The organism is Pseudomonas sp. CFBP13509, assembly GCF_005233485.1.
GTDB lineage: Bacteria > Pseudomonadota > Gammaproteobacteria > Pseudomonadales > Pseudomonadaceae > Aquipseudomonas > Aquipseudomonas marginalis.
In genome coordinates this window covers 118,376-138,111 of the sequence record NZ_QGAA01000007.1, presented here as the reverse complement: position 1 = coordinate 138,111, position 19,736 = coordinate 118,376, and the positions used below count along the sequence as shown (strand labels likewise).

The window sequence follows — 19,736 nt, the reverse complement described above, 5'->3', positions numbered from 1 at the left end:
TAATCAGGCAAGTAACGGCAACTTACTCCGCTGTATGAGAAACAATCGCTTAAACCCCACGCAAACAATATTCATTATCATTTAGAACATAAAAACTTCGTTACAGGTTAAACAAAACACATTTGATCAAATGCCCGCTAATGCCCGCTCCGCAAGGGCTACAGCCCCAAGAAGGTGCACTATGTGCTTATTCCATCGAATAATTTCGCCCTAGGAATTTTACTTGCCCGGTGTTTAGCCATAAAATCACCGCGATTGATTGCAGTGCGACATATCGTCACTGCATCGTTACTTTTTCGAGCTCAGAGACCTTTGCTCTCTGTTAAGGATTTCCAGCATGACCGAAGCGACAGGACTCATGGCCCACAACTGGGGCTTTGCCATTTTCCTCCTCGGTGTTGTCGGCCTTTGCGCCTTCATGCTCGGTGTGTCCAGCCTCCTCGGGTCAAAAGCCTGGGGCCGCAGCAAGAATGAACCGTTCGAATCCGGCATGCTGCCTACAGGTGGCGCCCGCTTGCGGCTCTCAGCCAAATTCTATCTGGTCGCGATGCTCTTCGTGATCTTCGACATCGAAGCCCTCTTTCTCTTTGCCTGGTCTGTGTCCGTCCGCGAAAGCGGCTGGACCGGATTCGTCGAAGCCCTCGTTTTCATAGCAATTCTGTTGGCAGGCCTTGTCTACCTATTTCGAGTGGGCGCCCTTGACTGGGCTCCGGAAGCTCGTCGTAAGCGGCAAGCGAAGCTGAAACAATGAGGCTTTGGCGATGCAATACAATCTCACCAGGATCGACCCGGATGCTCCTAACGAGCAGTACCCCATCGGCGAACGGGAAACCGTTTCCGATCCGTTAGAAGACCAAGTCCACAAGAACATCTACATGGGCAAACTCGAAGACGTGCTGAGTGGCGCGGTCAACTGGGGACGTAAGAACTCCCTGTGGCCGTACAACTTCGGCCTTTCGTGCTGCTACGTGGAAATGACCACCGCCTTCACGGCGCCCCACGACATCGCGCGCTTTGGCGCCGAAGTTATCCGGGCATCACCGCGCCAGGCGGATTTCATGGTTATCGCCGGTACCTGCTTTATCAAGATGGCGCCGATCATTCAGCGTCTCTACGAGCAAATGCTCGAGCCAAAGTGGGTTATCTCCATGGGTTCGTGCGCCAACTCCGGTGGCATGTACGACATCTACTCCGTGGTTCAGGGAGTGGACAAGTTCCTGCCCGTGGACGTCTACGTGCCTGGCTGCCCGCCCCGCCCCGAAGCATTCCTGCAAGGCTTGATGCTGTTGCAGGAATCGATTGGCAAGGAGCGTCGCCCGCTTTCCTGGGTCGTCGGCGATCAAGGCGTGTACCGCGCCGAGATGCCGTCGCAAAAGGAACAGCGCCGCGAACAGCGAATCGCAGTCACCAACCTGCGCAGCCCAGACGAAGTCTGATCCAGCACCGCTTCTTTTATAGAACGAAAACCTGGCTTCATTCTTTACGTTGACCGAAAGCGATAAAAAACCATGACTACAGGCAGTGCTCGACGCATCCCGCCTTATAAGGCAGACGACCAGGATGTGGTCGTCGAACTCAATAACCGTTTTGGCCCTGACGCCTTCACCGCCCAGGCCACACGCACCGGCATGCCGGTGCTGTGGGTGGCGCGCGCCAGGCTCGTCGAAGTCCTGACCTTCCTGCGCAACCTGCCCAAGCCGTACGTCATGCTCTATGACCTGCATGGCGTGGACGAACGCCTGCGCACCAAGCGCCAGGGCCTGCCGAGCGGCGCCGATTTCACCGTGTTCTATCACCTGCTGTCGCTGGAACGTAACAGCGACGTGATGATCAAGGTCGCACTGTCCGAGAGCGACCTGAGCGTGCCGACCGTGACCGGTATCTGGCCGAACGCCAGCTGGTACGAGCGCGAAGTCTGGGACATGTTCGGTATCGACTTCCCGGGCCACCCGCACCTGACGCGCATCATGATGCCGCCAACGTGGGAAGGTCACCCGCTGCGCAAGGACTTCCCTGCCCGCGCCACCGAATTCGACCCGTTCAGCCTCAACCTCGCCAAGCAGCAGCTTGAAGAAGAGGCCGCGCGCTTCCGTCCGGAAGACTGGGGCATGAAGCGCTCCGGCACCAACGAGGACTACATGTTCCTCAACCTGGGCCCGAACCACCCTTCGGCCCACGGTGCCTTCCGCATCATCCTGCAACTGGACGGCGAAGAAATCGTCGACTGCGTGCCGGACATCGGCTACCACCACCGTGGTGCCGAGAAGATGGCCGAGCGTCAGTCGTGGCACAGCTTCATCCCGTACACCGACCGTATCGACTACCTCGGCGGCGTGATGAACAACCTGCCGTACGTGCTCTCGGTCGAGAAGCTGGCCGGCATCAAGGTTCCGGACCGCGTCGACACCATCCGCATCATGATGGCCGAGTTCTTCCGGATCACCAGCCACCTGCTGTTCCTGGGTACCTATATCCAGGACGTCGGCGCCATGACCCCGGTGTTCTTCACCTTCACCGACCGTCAGCGCGCCTACAAGGTCATCGAAGCCATCACCGGTTTCCGCCTGCACCCGGCCTGGTACCGTATCGGCGGCGTCGCCCATGACCTGCCGAATGGCTGGGAACGCCTGGTCAAGGAATTCATCGACTGGATGCCCAAGCGCCTGGACGAGTACCAGAAGGCTGCGTTGGATAACAGCATCCTCAAGGGCCGTACCATCGGCGTCGCCCAGTACAACACCAAAGAGGCCCTGGAATGGGGCGTCACCGGTGCCGGCCTGCGTTCCACCGGTTGCGATTTCGACCTGCGCAAGGCGCGTCCGTACTCGGGCTACGAAAACTTCGAGTTCGAAGTACCGCTGGCCGCCAATGGCGATGCCTACGACCGTTGCATCGTGCGTGTCGAAGAAATGCGCCAGAGCCTGAAGATCATCGAGCAGTGCATGCGCAACATGCCGGCCGGCCCGTACAAGGCGGATCACCCGCTGACCACGCCGCCGCCGAAAGAGCGCACGCTGCAGCACATCGAAACCCTGATCACGCACTTCCTGCAGGTTTCGTGGGGCCCGGTAATGCCGGCCAACGAATCCTTCCAGATGATCGAAGCGACCAAGGGTATCAACAGTTATTACCTGACGAGCGATGGCGGCACCATGAGCTACCGCACCCGGATTCGTACCCCAAGCTTCGCCCACTTGCAGCAGATCCCTTCGGTGATCAAAGGCGAGATGGTCGCGGACTTGATTGCGTACCTGGGTAGTATCGATTTCGTTATGGCCGACGTGGACCGCTAAGCATGAACAGCACGCTTATCCAGACAGACCGTTTCACCTTGAGTGAAACCGAGCGCTCGGCCATCGAGCACGAGCTGCATCACTACGAAGACCCGCGCGCGGCGTCGATCGAGGCCTTGAAGATCGTCCAGAAGGAACGTGGCTGGGTGCCGGACGGCGCCCTCTACGCCATCGGCGAGATCCTCGGCATCCCCGCCAGCGACGTTGAAGGCGTGGCAACGTTCTACAGCCAGATCTTCCGCCAGCCGGTCGGCCGCCACATCATTCGCGTGTGCGACAGCATGGTCTGCTACATCGGTGGCCACGAGTCGGTGGTCAGCGAGATCCAGGCCAAGCTGGGCATCGGCCTCGGCCAGACCACCCCGGACGGCCGCTTCACGCTGCTGCCGGTGTGCTGCCTGGGCAACTGCGACAAGGCGCCGGCGTTGATGATCGACGACGACACATTCGGTGACGTGCAGCCCGCTGGCGTGACCCAATTGCTCGAGGGCTACCCATGACCCTGACTTCCTTCGGCCCGGCCAACCTGATCAAGCGTTCGGCCGAAACCCACCCGCTGACCTGGCGCCTGCGTGACGACGGCGAGCCGGTATGGCTCGACGAGTACCAGGCCAAGAACGGCTACGCCGCTGCGCGCAAGGCCTTCGCCGACATGGCCCAGGACGACATCGTCCAGACCGTGAAGGACGCCGGCCTCAAGGGTCGCGGCGGTGCAGGCTTCCCCACCGGTGTTAAGTGGGGCCTGATGCCCAAAGATGAATCCATCAACATCCGCTACCTGCTGTGCAACGCGGATGAAATGGAACCCAACACCTGGAAAGACCGCATGCTGATGGAGCAACTGCCCCATCTGCTGATCGAAGGCATGCTGATCAGCGCCCGCGCGCTGAAAACCTACCGTGGCTACATCTTCCTGCGCGGCGAATACACCACCGCCGCCAAGCACCTCAACCGTGCAGTGGCAGAAGCCAAGGCCGCAGGCCTGCTGGGCAAGAACATCCTCGGTTCGGGTTTTGACTTCGAACTGTTCGTGCACACCGGCGCCGGGCGTTACATCTGCGGTGAAGAAACCGCACTGATCAACTCCCTCGAAGGCCGCCGCGCCAACCCGCGCTCCAAGCCGCCCTTCCCTGCCGCCGTGGGCGTGTGGGGCAAGCCGACCTGCGTGAACAACGTCGAGACCCTGTGCAACGTGCCGGCGATCATCGCCGACGGCGTGGACTGGTACAAATCGTTGGCCCGTGAAGGCAGTGAAGACATGGGCACCAAGCTCATGGGCTTCTCCGGCAAGGTCAAGAACCCTGGCCTGTGGGAACTGCCGTTCGGCGTGACCGCACGCGAGCTGTTCGAGGACTACGCCGGCGGCATGCGCGACGGCTACACCCTCAAGGCCTGGCAGCCAGGCGGCGCCGGCACCGGCTTCCTGCTCCCCGAGCACCTCGACGCACAAATGTATGCCGGCGGCATCGGCAAGGTGGGCACCCGGATGGGTACCGGCCTGGCGATGGCGGTGGACAACACCGTGAACATGGTCTCGCTGCTGCGCAACATGGAGCAGTTCTTTGCCCGTGAATCCTGCGGCTTCTGTACCCCATGCCGCGACGGCCTGCCGTGGAGCGTCAAGCTGCTGATGGCCCTGGAAAATGGCGAAGGCCGCGAGGGTGACATCGAGACCCTGCTGGGCCTGGTCGGTTTCCTCGGCCCAGGCAAGACCTTCTGTGCTCACGCACCGGGCGCCGTGGAGCCATTGGGCAGCGCAATCAAATACTTCCGCTCGGAGTTCGAAGCCGGCATCGCGCCCACCAGCGCCGCCGTCCCGCCTCTGGCAAGGCCGATCGTAGTCGGCGCGTAACGCTTAAACAGGCAAAGGGTCCGTGCCCTTCGCCTGCTCATGTGCTGACGCCGTGAAGGCTGTGTAGATGCACATGAATAACAAGATTCCATTAGCCACGCCCGCTGACAACGGGCCAACGAAGAACTTTGAACCATGGCCACTATCCACGTAGACGGCAAAGCGCTCGAAGTCGATGGGGCGGACAACCTGTTACAGGCGTGTCTGTCACTCGGCCTCGATATCCCGTATTTCTGCTGGCACCCCGCGCTTGGTAGCGTCGGTGCCTGTCGCCAGTGTGCGGTCAAGCAGTACACCGACGAAAACGACACCCGTGGTCGTATCGTCATGTCCTGCATGACCCCAGCCACCGACAACACCTGGATCTCCATCGACGATGAAGAATCCAAGGCGTTCCGCGCCAGCGTTGTCGAATGGCTGATGACCAACCACCCCCACGACTGCCCGGTCTGTGAGGAAGGCGGTCACTGCCACCTGCAAGACATGACGGTGATGACCGGCCACAACGAGCGCCGCTATCGCTTCACCAAGCGTACCCACCAGAACCAGCAGCTGGGCCCGTTCATTTCCCACGAAATGAACCGCTGCATCGCCTGCTACCGCTGCGTACGCTTCTATAAAGACTACGCCGGCGGCACCGACCTCGGCGTATTCGGCGCCCACGACAACGTGTACTTCGGTCGCGTTGAAGACGGCGTGCTCGAAAGCGAGTTCTCCGGCAACCTCACCGAGGTCTGCCCGACCGGTGTGTTCACCGACAAGACCCACTCCGAGCGCTACAACCGCAAGTGGGACATGCAGTTCTCGCCGAGCATCTGCCACGGCTGCTCGAGCGGTTGCAACATCTCCCCGGGCGAACGCTACGGCGAACTGCGTCGCATCGAAAACCGCTTCAACGGTTCGGTCAACCAGTACTTCCTGTGCGACCGTGGTCGTTTCGGCTATGGCTACGTCAACCGTGAAGACCGTCCACGCCAGCCACTGCTGGCCGATGGCGCCAAGCTGAGCCTGGACGCGGCGCTGGACAAAGCCGCCGACCTGCTGCGCGGCCGCAACATCGTCGGTATCGGCTCGCCCCGCGCCAGCCTCGAAAGCAACTACGCGTTGCGTGAGCTGGTGGGTGCCGAGCACTTCTACTCCGGTATCGAAGCCGGTGAGCTTGAGCGCATCCGCCTGGTCCTGCAGGTGCTGAACGACAGCCCGCTGCCGGTGCCGAACATGCGCGACATCGAAGACCACGATGCCATCTTCGTGCTCGGTGAAGACCTGACCCAGACCGCCGCGCGTATCGCGCTGTCCCTGCGCCAGTCGGTCAAAGGCAAGGCCGAAGACATGGCCGACGCCATGCGCGTCCAGCCTTGGCTCGACGCTGCGGTGAAAAACATCGGCCAGCACGCGCTGAACCCGCTGTTTATCGCCAGCCTGGCGGAAACCAAGCTCGACGACATCGCCGAAGAATGCGTCCACGCCGCACCGGACGACCTGGCCCGCATCGGTTTCGCCGTGGCCCACGCCCTCGACGCCAGCGCGCCGGCAGTCGAAGGCCTGGACACTGAAGCCGTCGAACTGGCCCAGCGCATTGCCGACGCCCTGCTGGCAGCCAAGCGTCCATTGATCATTGCCGGTACCTCGCTGGGTTCCAAGGCCTTGATCGAAGCCGCCGCCAACATCGCCAAGGCCTTGAAGCTGCGCGACAAGAACGGTTCCATCAGCCTGGTGGTGCCGGAAGCCAACAGCCTCGGCCTGGCCATGCTCGGTGGCGAGTCCCTGGACGCCGCCCTGCAAACTGTGATCGACGGCACCGCCGATGCGATCGTGGTGCTGGAAAACGACCTGTACACCCGCACCGACGCCACCAAGGTTGACGCTGCGCTGAACGCCGCCAAGGTCCTGATCGTCGCCGACCACCAGAAGACCGCCACCAGCGATCGCGCCCACCTGGTACTGCCAGCCGCCACCTTCGCCGAAGGCGACGGTACCCTGGTCAGCCAGGAAGGCCGTGCCCAGCGCTTCTTCCAGGTGTTCGATCCGAAGTACATGGACGCCAGCATCCTGGTTCACGAAGGCTGGCGCTGGCTGCATGCCCTGCGCGCGACCCTGCTGAACCAGCCGATCGACTGGACCCAGCTCGACCACGTCACCGCCGCAGCCGCCGCGAGCGCGCCGCAGCTGGCGCGTATCGTCGACGCCGCACCGTCCGCCGCGTTCCGCATCAAGGGCATGAAGCTCGCCCGTGAGCCGCTGCGTTACTCCGGTCGTACCGCCATGCGCGCCGACATCAGCGTGCACGAGCCGCGTACCCCGCAAGACAACGACACCGCGTTCGCCTTCTCCATGGAAGGTTACTCGGGTTCGGTCGAGCCGCGTCAGCAGGTGCCGTTTGCCTGGTCGCCGGGCTGGAACTCGCCACAGGCCTGGAACAAGTTCCAGGACGAAGTCGGTGGGCATATCCGCGCCGGCGACCCGGGTACCCGCCTGATCGAAACCCAGGGCGACGCGCTGAACTGGTTCGCTGCGGTCCCGCGTCCGTTCAATCCGGCCCAGGGCACCTGGCAGGTCGTGCCGTTCTTCCACCTGTTCGGCAGCGAAGAGACCTCTTCCAAGGCCGCGCCGGTACAAGAGCGCATTCCCGAGGCCTACGTGTCCGTGGCCAAGTCCGAAGCCGACCGCCTGGGCGTCAACGACGGAGCCTTGCTCAGCGTGACCGTGGCCGGCCAGACCCTGCGTCTGCCGCTGCGTATCAACGAAGAGCTGGGTGCCGGCCTGGTTGCCCTGCCTAAAGGCGTCGCCGGCATCCCGCCGGCGATCTTCGGCAAAACCGTTGACGGTCTGCAGGAGGCAGCGCAATGACCTGGTTCACCCCTGAAGTGATCGACGTGATCATCTCGGTCGTCAAGGCCATCGTGATCCTGTTGGCCGTGGTGGTCGCGGGCGCCCTGCTCAGCTTCGTCGAACGTCGCCTGCTGGGCTGGTGGCAGGACCGTTACGGTCCGAACCGCGTTGGCCCGTTCGGTATGTTCCAGATCGCCGCCGACATGCTGAAGATGTTCTTCAAGGAAGACTGGACCCCGCCGTTTGCCGACAAGGTGATCTTCACCCTGGCACCGGTCGTGGCCATGAGCGCCTTGCTGATCGCCTTCGCGATCATCCCGATCACCCCGACCTGGGGCGTGGCGGACCTGAACATCGGCTTGCTGTTCTTCTTCGCCATGGCCGGCCTGTCGGTCTACGCGGTGCTGTTCGCCGGCTGGTCGAGCAACAACAAGTTCGCCCTGCTGGGCAGCTTGCGGGCCTCGGCCCAGACCGTGTCCTACGAAGTGTTCATGGGCCTCGCGCTGATGGGCATCGTGGTGCAGGTCGGCTCGTTCAACATGCGCGACATCGTCGAGTACCAGGCGCAGAACCTGTGGTTCATCATTCCGCAGTTCTTCGGCTTCTGTACCTTCTTCATCGCTGGCGTGGCCGTGACTCACCGTCACCCATTCGACCAGCCGGAAGCAGAACAGGAACTGGCCGACGGTTACCACATTGAATACGCCGGCATGAAATGGGGCATGTTCTTCGTCGGTGAATACATCGGCATCATCTTGATCTCGGCCCTGCTGGTCACGCTGTTCTTCGGCGGCTGGCACGGTCCGTTCGGCATCCTGCCGCAGTTGGCGTTCTTCTGGTTCTTCCTGAAGACCGCGTTCTTCATCATGCTGTTTATCCTGCTGCGCGCTTCCATTCCGCGTCCACGATATGACCAGGTGATGGATTTCAGCTGGCGTTTCTGCCTGCCGCTGACCCTGATCAATTTGCTGGTGACTGCTGCCGTTGTGTTGTTGAACACGCCAGCGGGCGCGGTTCAGTGAGGATTTGACCCATGTTCAAATATATTGGCGACATCGTTAAGGGTACCGGTACCCAGTTGCGAAGCCTGGTGATGGTGTTCGGTCACGGCTTCCGTAAACGCGACACCCTGCAATACCCGGAAGAAGCGGTGTACCTGCCGCCGCGCTATCGCGGCCGCATCGTGCTGACCCGCGACCCCGATGGCGAAGAGCGTTGCGTAGCCTGCAACCTGTGCGCCGTGGCGTGCCCGGTGGGTTGCATCTCCCTGCAGAAAGCTGAAACCGAAGACGGTCGCTGGTACCCGGACTTCTTCCGCATCAACTTCTCGCGCTGCATTTTCTGCGGCCTCTGCGAGGAAGCTTGCCCGACCACCGCGATCCAGCTCACACCGGATTTCGAGATGGCCGAGTTCAAACGTCAGGACCTGGTGTACGAGAAAGAAGATCTGCTGATCTCTGGTCCCGGTAAAAACCCTGATTACAACTTCTATCGTGTTGCAGGTATGGCCGTTGCCGGTAAGCCGAAAGGCGCCGCACAAAACGAAGCCGAGCCGATCAACGTGAAGAGCTTGCTGCCTTAAGGAAGAAAGATGGAATTCGCTTTCTATTTCGCATCGGGTATCGCGGTTGTGTCCACGCTTCGCGTGATCACCAACACCAACCCCGTGCACGCCCTGCTCTACCTGATCATTTCGCTGATCGCCGTGGCCATGACCTTCTTCAGCCTCGGCGCACCGTTCGCCGGTGTGCTGGAAGTGATCGCCTACGCCGGCGCCATCATGGTGCTGTTCGTGTTTGTGGTGATGATGCTCAACCTCGGGCCGGCCTCGGTCGCCCAGGAACGCGTCTGGCTCAAGCCCGGCATCTGGCTCGGCCCGGTTGTCCTCGCAGCGCTGCTGCTGGGTGAACTGCTGTATGTGCTGTTCGCTCACCAGAGCGGCCAGGCCATCGGCCACACCACCGTGGACGCAAAAGCCGTGGGCATCAGCCTGTTCGGCCCGTACCTGCTGGTGGTCGAACTGGCTTCGATGCTGCTGCTCGCCGCAGCCATCACCGCCTTCCACTTGGGCCGTAACGAAGCCAAGGAGCAATGACGATGCCTGCTATCCCTTTGGAGCATGGTCTGGCGGTCGCCGGCATCCTGTTCTGCCTTGGCCTGGTCGGCCTGATGGTTCGCCGTAACATTCTGTTCGTGTTGATGAGCCTGGAAATCATGATGAACGCTGCGGCACTGGCGTTCATCGTTGCAGGTGCACGTTGGGGCCAGCCGGATGGACAAGTCATGTTCATCCTGGTGATCAGCCTGGCAGCCGCCGAGGCCAGTATCGGCCTGGCGATCCTGCTGCAACTGTATCGTCGCTTCCACACGCTTGATATCGACGCTGCCAGTGAGATGCGCGGATGAACATGATCTTTCTGACTTTCGTATTTCCCCTGATCGGTTTCCTGCTGCTGTCGTTCTCTCGCGGACGCTGGTCGGAAAACCTTTCTGCCCTGATCGGTGTGGGCTCCATTGGCCTGTCGGCCATCGTTGCCGCCTACGTCATCTGGCAATTCAACGTGGCGCCGCCGGAAGGCGGTCACTACACCCTGGTGCTGTGGCAGTGGATGTCGGTGGAAGGCTTCAAGCCCAACTTCGCCCTCTACGTCGACGGCCTGTCGATCACCATGCTCGGCGTGGTGGTGGGTGTGGGCTTCCTGATCCACCTGTTCGCGTCCTGGTACATGCGTGGTGAAGCGGGCTACTCGCGCTTCTTCTCGTACACCAACCTGTTCATCGCCAGCATGCTGTTCCTGGTGCTCGGCGATAACCTGTTGTTCCTGTACTTCGGCTGGGAAGGCGTGGGCCTGTGCTCGTACCTGTTGATCGGTTTCTACTACAGCAACCGCAACAACGGTAACGCGGCACTCAAGGCGTTTATCGTCACCCGGATCGGCGACGTGTTCATGGCCATCGGCCTGTTCATCCTGTTCCAACAGGTGGGCACGCTGAACATCCAGGAACTGCTGGTGCTGGCACCGCAGAAATTCCAGGTCGGCGACTTCTGGATCACCCTGGCGACCCTGATGCTGCTGGGCGGCGCCGTGGGTAAATCCGCGCAACTGCCGCTGCAGACCTGGCTGGCGGATGCCATGGCCGGTCCTACCCCGGTGTCGGCACTGATCCACGCCGCAACCATGGTTACCGCCGGTGTCTACCTGATCGCCCGTACCCACGGCCTGTTCACCCTGGCGCCGGACATCCTGCACCTGGTGGGCATCGTCGGCGGCGTGACCCTGGTACTGGCCGGCTTCGCCGCGCTGGTGCAGACCGACATCAAGCGGATCCTCGCCTACTCGACCATGAGCCAGATTGGCTACATGTTCCTGGCCCTGGGCGTCGGCGCCTGGGACGCGGCGATCTTCCACCTGATGACCCACGCCTTCTTCAAGGCCCTGCTGTTCCTGGCCTCCGGTGCGGTGATCGTGGCCTGCCACCACGAGCAGAACATCTTCAAGATGGGCGGCCTGTGGAAGAAACTGCCACTGGCCTACGCCAGCTTCATCGTCGGTGGTGCCGCCCTGGCCGCCCTGCCGCTGGTGACCGCCGGTTTCTACTCCAAGGACGAAATCCTCTGGGAAGCCTTTGCCAGCGGTAACCAGAACCTGCTGTACGCAGGCCTGGTGGGTGCGTTCATGACCTCGCTGTACACCTTCCGCCTGATCTTCATCACCTTCCACGGTGAAGCCAAGACCGAAGCCCACGCAGGCCATGGCATCTCCCACTGGCTGCCACTGTCGGTGCTGATCATCCTGTCGACCTTCATCGGCGCGCTGATCACCCCGCCACTGGCCGGTGTACTGCCGGAAAGCGCCGGCCATGCCGGCGGCGCCGCCAAGCACAGTCTGGAAATCGCCTCGGGCGCCATTGCCATCGCCGGCATCCTGCTGGCGGCCCTGCTGTTCCTCGGCAAGCGTCGCTTCGTGACCGCCGTGGCCAACAGTGGCATCGGCCGTTTCCTCTCGGCCTGGTGGTTCGCCGCCTGGGGCTTCGACTGGCTCTACGACAAACTGTTCGTCAAGCCCTACCTGGCCATCAGTCATGTACTGCGTAAAGACCCGCTCGACCAGACCATCGGTTTGATCCCGCGCGCGGCCAAAGGCGGTCACACCGCCCTGAGCCGTACCGAGACCGGCCAGTTGCGTTGGTATGCGGCTTCCATGGCTGCTGGTGCCGTGCTGGTGATCGGCGCCATCGTTGTGGTAGCGGTCTGATATGAACTTTGCGAACTTGCGAAAGGAAACGAGCCCGTCATGATTCTGCCCTGGCTAATCCTGATCCCCTTTATCGGCGGCCTGCTCTGCTGGATGGGTGAACGCTTCGGCGCCACCCTCCCCCGCTGGATTGCGTTGCTGACCATGTCCCTGGAACTCGCACTCGGCCTCTGGCTGTGGGCCCATGGCGACTATTCATTCGCTCCGGCACCGGGTGTCGATCCAACGTTCGCGCTTGAATTCAAGCACGTGTGGATCCAGCGCTTCGGCATCAACGTGCACCTGGCCCTCGACGGCCTGTCGCTGTTGATGATCCTGCTGACCGGCCTGCTGGGTATCCTCTCGGTACTCTGCTCCTGGAAAGAGATCCAGCGTCACGTGGGCTTCTTCCACCTGAACCTGATGTGGATCCTGGGCGGCGTTGTCGGCGTGTTCCTCGCCCTCGACCTGTTCATGTTCTTCTTCTTCTGGGAGATGATGCTGGTGCCGATGTACTTCCTCATCGCGCTCTGGGGTCACAGTTCTTCGGACGGCAAGAAAACCCGGATCTACGCGGCGACCAAGTTCTTCATCTTCACCCAGGCTTCCGGCCTGATCATGTTGGTGGCGATCCTGGGCCTGGTACTGGTCAACTTCAACTCGACTGGCGTGATTACCTTCAACTACGCCGACCTGTTGAAAACCAAGATGTCCCTGACCACCGAGTACATCCTGATGCTGGGCTTCTTCATCGCCTTCGCGGTGAAGCTGCCGGTGGTGCCGTTCCACTCCTGGCTGCCTGACGCTCACGCCCAGGCGCCGACCGCCGGTTCCGTGGACCTGGCCGGTATCCTGCTGAAGACGGCGGCCTACGGCCTGCTGCGTTTCGCCCTGCCGCTGTTCCCGAACGCCTCGGCCGAGTTCGCGCCGATTGCCATGACCCTCGGCCTGATCGGGATCTTCTACGGTGCATTCCTCGCGTTCGCCCAAACCGACATCAAGCGTCTGATTGCCTTCTCGTCCGTTTCGCACATGGGCTTCGTACTGATCGGCATCTACTCCGGCAGCCAGCTGGCGTTGCAAGGTGCGGTGATCCAGATGTTGGCCCACGGTGTCTCGGCCGCGGCACTCTTTATCCTGAGTGGCCAGTTGTACGAGCGCCTGCACACCCGTGACATGCGTGAGATGGGCGGCGTGTGGTCGCGCATTGCGTACCTGCCGGCGATCAGCCTGTTCTTCGCCGCCGCTTCCCTGGGCTTGCCGGGTACCGGTAACTTCATCGGCGAGTTCCTGATCCTGATGGGTGCCTTCGTGCAAACACCGTGGATCAGCGCCATTGCTACCTCCGGCCTGGTATTCGGTTCGGTCTACTCGCTGATCATGATCCACCGCGCCTACTTCGGCCCGGCCAAGTCCGACACCGTCCTGAAAGGGATGGATGCTCGCGAACTGATCATGGTGCTCGGCCTTGCGGTATTGCTGATCTACATCGGCGTGTACCCGCAACCGTTCCTGGACACTTCTGCCGCGACGATGCATGGCGTGCAGCAGTGGTTCGGCACCGCCTTCTCTCAACTCGCTTCGGCCCGGTAAGAGCGCTATGGAATTCACGATCCAACACTTTATCGCGCTTGCGCCGCTGCTGATCACCAGCCTCACCATCGTGGTGGTGATGCTGGCGATCGCCTGGCGCCGCAATCACTCACAAACGTTCCTGCTGTCCTGCGCCGGTTTGAACCTGGCCTTGCTGTCGATTATCCCGGCACTCAAGGTCGCGCCACTGGCGGTGACCCCGCTGATGATGGTCGATGACTTCGCGCTGCTGTATATCGCGCTGATCCTCGTCGCCACCCTCGCCTGCGTCACCCTCGCCCACGCCTACCTCGGCGAAGGCGGCACCGGCTACCCGGGCAACCGCGAAGAGCTGTACCTGCTGATCCTGCTGGCTGCGGCCGGCGGTATCGTGCTGGTCAGCGCGCAGCACCTGGCCGGCTTGTTCATCGGCCTGGAACTGCTGTCGATCCCGACCTACGGCCTGGTGGCCTACGCCTTCTTCAACAAGCGTTCCCTGGAAGCCGGCATCAAGTACATGGTGCTGTCGGCCGCCGGTTCCGCGTTCCTGTTGTTCGGTATGGCCCTGCTCTACGCCGAAGCCGGCAGCCTGAGCTTCACCGGTATCGGTCACGCCCTGGCCGCCACCAACAGCCCCGCGCCGATTGCCCAACTGGGCCTGGCGATGATGCTGATCGGCCTGGCGTTCAAGCTGTCGCTGGTGCCGTTCCACCTGTGGACCCCGGACGTGTACGAAGGCGCCCCGGCGCCGGTGGCGGCGTTCCTGGCGACCGCGTCCAAGGTCGCTGTGTTTGCGGTGATGGTGCGTCTGTTCCAGATCTCGCCTGCCGCCAACACCGGCGTGCTGAGCAACGTGTTGACCGTGATCGCCATCGCGTCGATCCTGTTCGGCAACCTGCTGGCGCTGACCCAGAACAACCTCAAGCGTCTGCTGGGTTACTCGTCCATCGCCCACTTCGGCTACCTGTTGATCGCCCTGGTGGCGAGCAAAGGCCTGGCCGTGGAAGCCATCGGCGTGTACCTGGTCACCTACGTGATCACCAGCCTCGGCGCGTTCGGCGTGATCACCCTGATGTCCTCGCCTTACAAGGGCCGTGACGCCGACGCCCTGTACGAATACCGCGGCCTGTTCTGGCGCCGTCCGTACCTGACCGCCGTACTCACCGTGATGATGCTGTCCCTGGCCGGTATCCCGCTGACCGCGGGCTTTATCGGCAAGTTCTACATCGTCGCGACCGGTGTCGAAGCCCACGAGTGGTGGCTGGTTGCGTCCCTGGTGCTGGGCAGTGCCATCGGCGTGTTCTACTACCTGCGCGTGATGGTCACCCTGTACCTGATCGAGCCAAACCTGCGCCGTGTGGATGCCGAGCTGCACTGGGAACAGAAAGCCGGTGGCGTGATGCTGCTGGCTATCGCCCTGCTCGCCTTCTTCCTCGGCGTGTACCCACAACCGTTGCTGACCCTGGTGCAGCACGCGGTGCTGGGGGTTTGATCCCTTAGCGGTATGCGAATCAACAGAAACGGCGCCCCAGGGCGCCGTTTTTGCGTTCTGGGCTGACCTGCAACAGCCCAAAAAAACGCCCCGAATGTTCGGGGCGTTTTACATTGCAACCGCGTCAGAACGCGATGCCTAGCTTGACCCCGTACTCATCCCGCTTGAGCCGAGTGTTATCGGCCACTTCGGAATCACCGTCGAGCTTGTATTCGGTGCGGGTGTAGTAAAGGCCCGCCATCACCGGCAGGTCGCCCTTCTGGTTCATCAGCAGGCTGACTTCCGCATACGGGTTAGTACGGTCCTTGAGGTCTACGGTGTCGCTGCCCACGCCGTCCACCTTGAGCTTGGTACGACCATCAATGGTGCGACGCGCACCGGCTTCGAAACGCAGCGTCATGTCATCGAACTGATGGTTGTAGCCCAGGGCTGCCTTGGCGAACGGCGACTTGTTGGTGAGTTCCATGTCGTAGTCGTTCGAGTCCAGCTCATAGCGGGTCCAGCTGTAACCGCCGCCAACGATCACGTCGACGAAGTTGCGCGCATCCAGCGCGGCACGCCAGCCGAGATCCAGGTCGGCCTGGCCTTCCTTGAGTTTGTTATCACTCTTTTTACCGTACTTGGCTTCCACACCTGCCTGGTAGATAAAGCCCGACTCGGCGGTGAGCTTGTTGCCGAAGTTGTAGAAAAGACCGGCTTCGGGCATGTGGTCCTTATCACTTTCACTACCGCCTTCGAGCTTGAAGTCGTTGTAGCTGCCCAGAATCCCAAAGGTAGAAATCGGGTCAGTGGACGGTGCGGCGAACGCCACTGCTGGCGCGGCGACCAGCGCCAGCAGTGAGGAATGCTTGAGGAGGTTTGCGAATAGTTTGGACATCGTTTACATCTCCTTGTCTGGTGGGCAAATTATTCAGGAAACGCTTCGAACCCAGGCTGGCACCAAAGGTTCGAAAAAATTTGCCCCCACTTGGAGGTAAAACGGTTCAGCGATGGCTCTAGATCAATACTCCTGGCGTGCAGCCATTACCAAGCCCTCAAGGGTTGAATCAAGCTGAGGGTGAACCGGCACGCGAATCCCAAAGGTAGTGCCCAGTACGTCCAGCAGCTCGTCGGCGCTCTGGATCACACGCTTGTCACTCGGCCGATCCAGGTAGTGAATCCCATAGTGGGCGTTGTTCAAGGTGTGGCGTTCGCCCGCTGCCAGGCGTGCGACTTTCAATTGGCCCAGGAACGGCGAACCTGGATGGGTCGAGACGTACCAGTTACCGATTTCGTAGTCGATGTCTGCCTGCACTTGCAGGTCGAACACATACAAGCCACGCCACTCCCCCGCGACCTCGGCCCACAACGTGTAGCTGCCCTCCTGCTCATTGAGTGTCAGGCGATACGGCTCATGGGCCGTGGCCTGCACGGCCTGCGTGTCCAACTGCAACGGACTGCTGGGCACCATGCCACCAAAGCCGACGTCGGTGATGTAGCGCACGCCGTCCAGGGTCACCAGGCTCAGGCGATGGGTGCGCGCCGTACGTGCGTCCGGCGGACCACCCATCACAACCCGCCCGGTAATGCCGCGCGCCTCGAACCCCAGTTCCTGCAACAGCGCCAGGAACATCTGGTTCAACTCATAGCAATACCCACCCCGCCCATCGAACAGGACTTTCTGCTCGACGCTGGGCAAGTCGATCGGCACCGGCAGGCGCAGCAGGGTCGACAGGCTTTCGAAGGCGAAGGTGCACACATGACGCAGTTGCAAATCCCGCAGGGTCTGCAGGGTGGGCGGTGGTGGCGAGTCGTAACCCAAGCGTTGCAGGTACAGGCGGCTGTGGTTCAGGAGGGTCATGGCGCGATCCTTGGGCGCGGGAGGAATGCGTCACTATGCCGCGCAAGCATGCAGATTGTCATTTTGAGTGAACCTTTTTAAACCGTTCCCTATCCATCTATAACAAGACAGGGAGGCAACATGAGTACCGCAAAAATCTACACCATCCACTACCAACTGCACGGTCAACCGAAGTCCTTTGTGGTGCGTGCCGAAGTGATGAACAACGCCGAGGCCTGGCACTGGGCAGCCGTTGACGCTGACATTGCGCATGTGAGCCGTATCGGCCGGGTCGGCCATGAGCAAGTGAAAAAAACCACGCGCCCGTGGGCCGAGAAGTACGGCATTACCGACGTCACCTGGATGCCGCCCAGATAAACAAAAAGCCCCGCTCATTGGCGGGGCCCAGCTCATTTCTTCAAGTCGCCCAACGGATCGTAGGGCGGCTTTTTTTTCCCGTCGTCCTTGGCCTTTTTATCCAGAGGGGCGATGGCCGGACCGATGGGATCAACCTGCGGATCAGCCACATCGGGCGAGTCCGGATCAAATCCCAGCTCATCCTTGCCGCTGGCGTGTTCATTGGAGGGCGGTCCATCCGAGCGCTTGTTCATCATGGTCTCCTGTTATAGCGGGCGAGCTTTGTCGTGGAGGTTTTCCAGGTCGTCTTCGACGCGCTCCACATCATCCTGGGCGTCACGCTCTTTCGGGTCATTGGGGCGCAAGGCATCGTTGTCGCGCTCCTCTTCACCGGGCGTGCGGTCAGGGTCGGGGGTTCCGGGCGGTGGCTGCTTGTATTCGGGCATGGTGGTTGACCTCAAAGGGACTACACCGGTTTAGAGAAACTGCCCCAGATCATGGTTCAACTTGATTGCCCCACCACTGACCGCTGACCATGAGAAGATGCCTTCCCCCCTACCCGCCCTGGAGACCTGGACCGGATGTTCGAGCTCAAACCCTGCGACCCCGTCACCTACCGCCAACAGACGCGCCGCAGCACGCTGATCGTGGCCGTGCTGTTCGTGGCCCTGGCCATGCTGCTGTCGAGCCTGGCGGTGATGCTGTTCGGCGAACCCGGCGGTGACAACTTCCGCTTTAATGTCGGTGGCGTATTCGCCGGGGTGTTGATAACGGTCGCCCTGCTGCGCGGCCCGTTCCGCACCCAACCGTGGCTGGCACCGGCCGTGTATGGCTGGCAGCTCAAGCGCACCCTGATGCGCGTGACCAACGTGATGCACACCGTCACCGAGCGTGTGCAGGCGAATGATCCGACGGCCATGAAGATACTGCGTTTCTATCACCTGGGGCTGACGCAGATGCACGCCCTGGACGCCAACTCCAGTGCCCAGGCGCAGTTGGTCGGTGAAATGGACGCGCATAAGAACACGATGCTGGCACTGGGGATCGACACCGAACAAACCCGCTTTGATCCCGCCTGGCTGGAAGGATTGAAACGCACGTAAGTCAGTCTGCTGCCACACGGGTGCGCCAGCAGAACAACGCACTCACCGCAATCGCCGCACCCGCCACGCCAAACACCAGGGGTGCCGAGGCCACCGGCAACAGCAGGCCTGCCAGCAGTGGCCCGAGGCCCGCACCGATGTCACGCCATACCGCATTCGACGCCAGGGCCGACACCCGCAGCGAACCGGGGTTGCGCTCGGCGACCAGGGTGGTCACCAGGGGCAGTTGCAACGCGCGCAGCACCAACACCGCCGCCGCGCCGACAATCACCCAATAGCTGCCGAACGCCGTCAAGGCCAAGGCACTCAGGAACGAAAACAGCAACAACATCGAGGTCGCGCCAAAGCGCTGGGCGGCGTGACCTCCCAGGGGGCTCAGGAGCATTTCCGAGACATAACGCAGGGCCATCAAGCCGCCGGCGATCAGCACCGCATTACCGCCGAGCAGCTTCTGCGCCTGGATCGACAGGCCGAAAATAAACAGTCCGTCCAGCGCCACGCCTTCGATAAACGACCACAGCGCCACGCTGTCGGGCCACTTGAAACGGCGCCCCGGGGTGCTGTGCAAATCATGCCCGGCGCTGGGCAGGCCGCGCGCCATCCACAGCCCCACCAGGCAACAGCCGGCGAGGATCACAAAGATCGGACGCGGCCCGGCCCACAGCGTCAGCCAACCACCGAACGGCAACGCCAGCATCGGCCCCCAGGCGATCAGGGCCCGCGAACGCCCGGCCCGGCGCGCGGCGCCCTCCGGTTCGGAGGTGGCCAATACCTGAGTCGACAGGTTCAACGCGGCAAAACACAGGCCCCACACCAGCCGCAGCCCCAACAACGCGGCAAAACCCGACAGCACCGAATTGCCCAGGGCGCACAGCGTTGCGGCGCCGGCGGCAATCATGCAGGTCAGGCGATCACCGTTGCGCGCGTAGAAATTCAACACATGCCGATAGCCGAAAATCCGCACCAGGCGGTTGGCCGCCAGCAACACCCCGGCCTGGGCGAGCGTGATGCCGAAGGCCTGGGACTCCATGGGCAGCAGCAGATAAAGCAACACGTCACTGGGCAGGCATAAGGCCAGGGTCAACGCAGCGCGGCGGGAATGGGTATCGGCAGTGCGGAGGGCCAGGCTGGACATAAATCTGAAACATCCCGAAATATTCAGGTCGCCACGGTAGCCCTCC

The 19,736-nt window shown here is 61.7% G+C and carries 20 protein-coding genes; 15 read left to right on the top strand and 5 right to left on the bottom strand.

Annotation, left to right across the window (positions count from 1 at the left end; translation table 11 throughout):
- Positions 1-337: 337 nt before the first annotated feature.
- From PspCFBP13509_RS13670 to nuoN, 13 genes are all read left to right on the top strand, one after another.
- Positions 338-751: an NADH-quinone oxidoreductase subunit A gene (locus PspCFBP13509_RS13670; RefSeq protein ID WP_003219575.1), complete on the top strand. Its 414-nt coding sequence runs from the start codon at positions 338-340 to the stop codon at positions 749-751.
- 10 nt (positions 752-761) lie between these two features.
- Complete coding sequence (locus PspCFBP13509_RS13665) at positions 762-1,436, top strand: NuoB/complex I 20 kDa subunit family protein (protein ID WP_003174719.1); 675 nt, start codon at positions 762-764, stop codon at positions 1,434-1,436.
- 72 nt (positions 1,437-1,508) lie between these two features.
- Complete coding sequence (gene nuoC / locus PspCFBP13509_RS13660) at positions 1,509-3,293, top strand: NADH-quinone oxidoreductase subunit C/D (RefSeq protein ID WP_065927064.1); 1,785 nt, start codon at positions 1,509-1,511, stop codon at positions 3,291-3,293.
- Positions 3,294-3,295: 2 nt separating this feature from the next.
- Complete coding sequence (gene nuoE / locus PspCFBP13509_RS13655; protein WP_010566874.1) at positions 3,296-3,793, top strand: NADH-quinone oxidoreductase subunit NuoE; 498 nt, start codon at positions 3,296-3,298, stop codon at positions 3,791-3,793.
- Positions 3,790-5,145, top strand: a complete 1,356-nt coding sequence (nuoF, locus tag PspCFBP13509_RS13650) for an NADH-quinone oxidoreductase subunit NuoF (protein ID WP_027606325.1) — start codon at positions 3,790-3,792, stop codon at positions 5,143-5,145. Before nuoE ends, nuoF begins: the two co-directional genes overlap by 4 nt.
- A 135-nt stretch (positions 5,146-5,280) precedes the next feature.
- The gene (nuoG, locus tag PspCFBP13509_RS13645) at positions 5,281-7,995 is read left to right on the top strand and encodes an NADH-quinone oxidoreductase subunit NuoG (RefSeq protein ID WP_137212176.1); all 2,715 of its coding nucleotides are present in this window, start codon (positions 5,281-5,283) and stop codon (positions 7,993-7,995) included.
- Positions 7,992-8,999 (top strand): NADH-quinone oxidoreductase subunit NuoH, encoded by a 1,008-nt coding sequence (gene nuoH, locus PspCFBP13509_RS13640; protein ID WP_017137518.1) that lies wholly within the window; start codon positions 7,992-7,994, stop codon positions 8,997-8,999. Before nuoG ends, nuoH begins: the two co-directional genes overlap by 4 nt.
- An 11-nt stretch (positions 9,000-9,010) precedes the next feature.
- A complete protein-coding gene (nuoI, locus tag PspCFBP13509_RS13635) occupies positions 9,011-9,559 on the top strand; it encodes an NADH-quinone oxidoreductase subunit NuoI (protein ID WP_003174725.1) in 549 nt (182 codons plus the stop codon).
- A gap of 9 nt (positions 9,560-9,568) precedes the next feature.
- Positions 9,569-10,072 (top strand): NADH-quinone oxidoreductase subunit J, encoded by a 504-nt coding sequence (gene nuoJ / locus PspCFBP13509_RS13630; RefSeq protein WP_003174726.1) that lies wholly within the window; start codon positions 9,569-9,571, stop codon positions 10,070-10,072.
- Positions 10,073-10,074: 2 nt separating this feature from the next.
- On the top strand, positions 10,075-10,383 hold the full coding sequence (gene nuoK, locus PspCFBP13509_RS13625) for an NADH-quinone oxidoreductase subunit NuoK (RefSeq protein WP_003174727.1): 309 nt from the start codon (positions 10,075-10,077) through the stop codon (positions 10,381-10,383).
- The gene (gene nuoL / locus PspCFBP13509_RS13620) at positions 10,380-12,233 is read left to right on the top strand and encodes an NADH-quinone oxidoreductase subunit L (protein ID WP_065927062.1); all 1,854 of its coding nucleotides are present in this window, start codon (positions 10,380-10,382) and stop codon (positions 12,231-12,233) included. Before nuoK ends, nuoL begins: the two co-directional genes overlap by 4 nt.
- Positions 12,234-12,272: 39 nt before the next feature.
- Positions 12,273-13,805 carry an NADH-quinone oxidoreductase subunit M gene (gene nuoM, locus PspCFBP13509_RS13615; protein WP_017527174.1) on the top strand — a complete coding sequence of 511 codons (1,533 nt, stop codon included), beginning with the start codon at positions 12,273-12,275 and terminating at the stop codon, positions 13,803-13,805.
- A gap of 7 nt (positions 13,806-13,812) precedes the next feature.
- Positions 13,813-15,276 carry an NADH-quinone oxidoreductase subunit NuoN gene (nuoN, locus tag PspCFBP13509_RS13610; protein ID WP_003174731.1) on the top strand — a complete coding sequence of 488 codons (1,464 nt, stop codon included), beginning with the start codon at positions 13,813-13,815 and terminating at the stop codon, positions 15,274-15,276.
- A gap of 124 nt (positions 15,277-15,400) precedes the next feature.
- Here nuoN and PspCFBP13509_RS13605 read toward each other — a convergent pair whose 3' ends face one another.
- A complete protein-coding gene (locus PspCFBP13509_RS13605) occupies positions 15,401-16,153 on the bottom strand; it encodes an outer membrane beta-barrel protein (RefSeq protein ID WP_065927061.1) in 753 nt (250 codons plus the stop codon).
- 123 nt (positions 16,154-16,276) lie between these two features.
- Positions 16,277-17,116, bottom strand: a complete 840-nt coding sequence (locus PspCFBP13509_RS13600; RefSeq protein ID WP_065927060.1) for an arylamine N-acetyltransferase family protein — start codon at positions 17,114-17,116, stop codon at positions 16,277-16,279.
- 120 nt (positions 17,117-17,236) lie between these two features.
- On the opposite strand from PspCFBP13509_RS13600, the gene PspCFBP13509_RS13595 reads away from it, so the two are divergent.
- Positions 17,237-17,473: a DUF6555 family protein gene (locus tag PspCFBP13509_RS13595; RefSeq protein ID WP_027606320.1), complete on the top strand. Its 237-nt coding sequence runs from the start codon at positions 17,237-17,239 to the stop codon at positions 17,471-17,473.
- A 32-nt stretch (positions 17,474-17,505) separates the two neighbouring features.
- On the opposite strand, the gene PspCFBP13509_RS13590 is transcribed toward PspCFBP13509_RS13595, so the two are convergent.
- Together PspCFBP13509_RS13590 and PspCFBP13509_RS13585 are read right to left on the bottom strand one after the other, a co-directional pair.
- The gene (locus PspCFBP13509_RS13590) at positions 17,506-17,706 is read right to left on the bottom strand and encodes a DUF6021 family protein (protein ID WP_027606319.1); all 201 of its coding nucleotides are present in this window, start codon (positions 17,704-17,706) and stop codon (positions 17,506-17,508) included.
- A 12-nt stretch (positions 17,707-17,718) separates the two neighbouring features.
- Positions 17,719-17,898, bottom strand: coding sequence for a hypothetical protein (locus PspCFBP13509_RS13585; RefSeq protein ID WP_027606318.1), 180 nt, complete (start codon positions 17,896-17,898; stop codon positions 17,719-17,721).
- Positions 17,899-18,033: 135 nt separating this feature from the next.
- On the opposite strand from PspCFBP13509_RS13585, the gene PspCFBP13509_RS13580 reads away from it, so the two are divergent.
- Complete coding sequence (locus tag PspCFBP13509_RS13580; RefSeq protein ID WP_065927058.1) at positions 18,034-18,555, top strand: DUF3087 domain-containing protein; 522 nt, start codon at positions 18,034-18,036, stop codon at positions 18,553-18,555.
- A 1-nt stretch (position 18,556) separates the two neighbouring features.
- On the opposite strand, the gene PspCFBP13509_RS13575 is transcribed toward PspCFBP13509_RS13580, so the two are convergent.
- Positions 18,557-19,690, bottom strand: a complete 1,134-nt coding sequence (locus tag PspCFBP13509_RS13575; RefSeq protein WP_065927057.1) for an MFS transporter — start codon at positions 19,688-19,690, stop codon at positions 18,557-18,559.
- Positions 19,691-19,736: the final 46 nt, after the last annotated feature.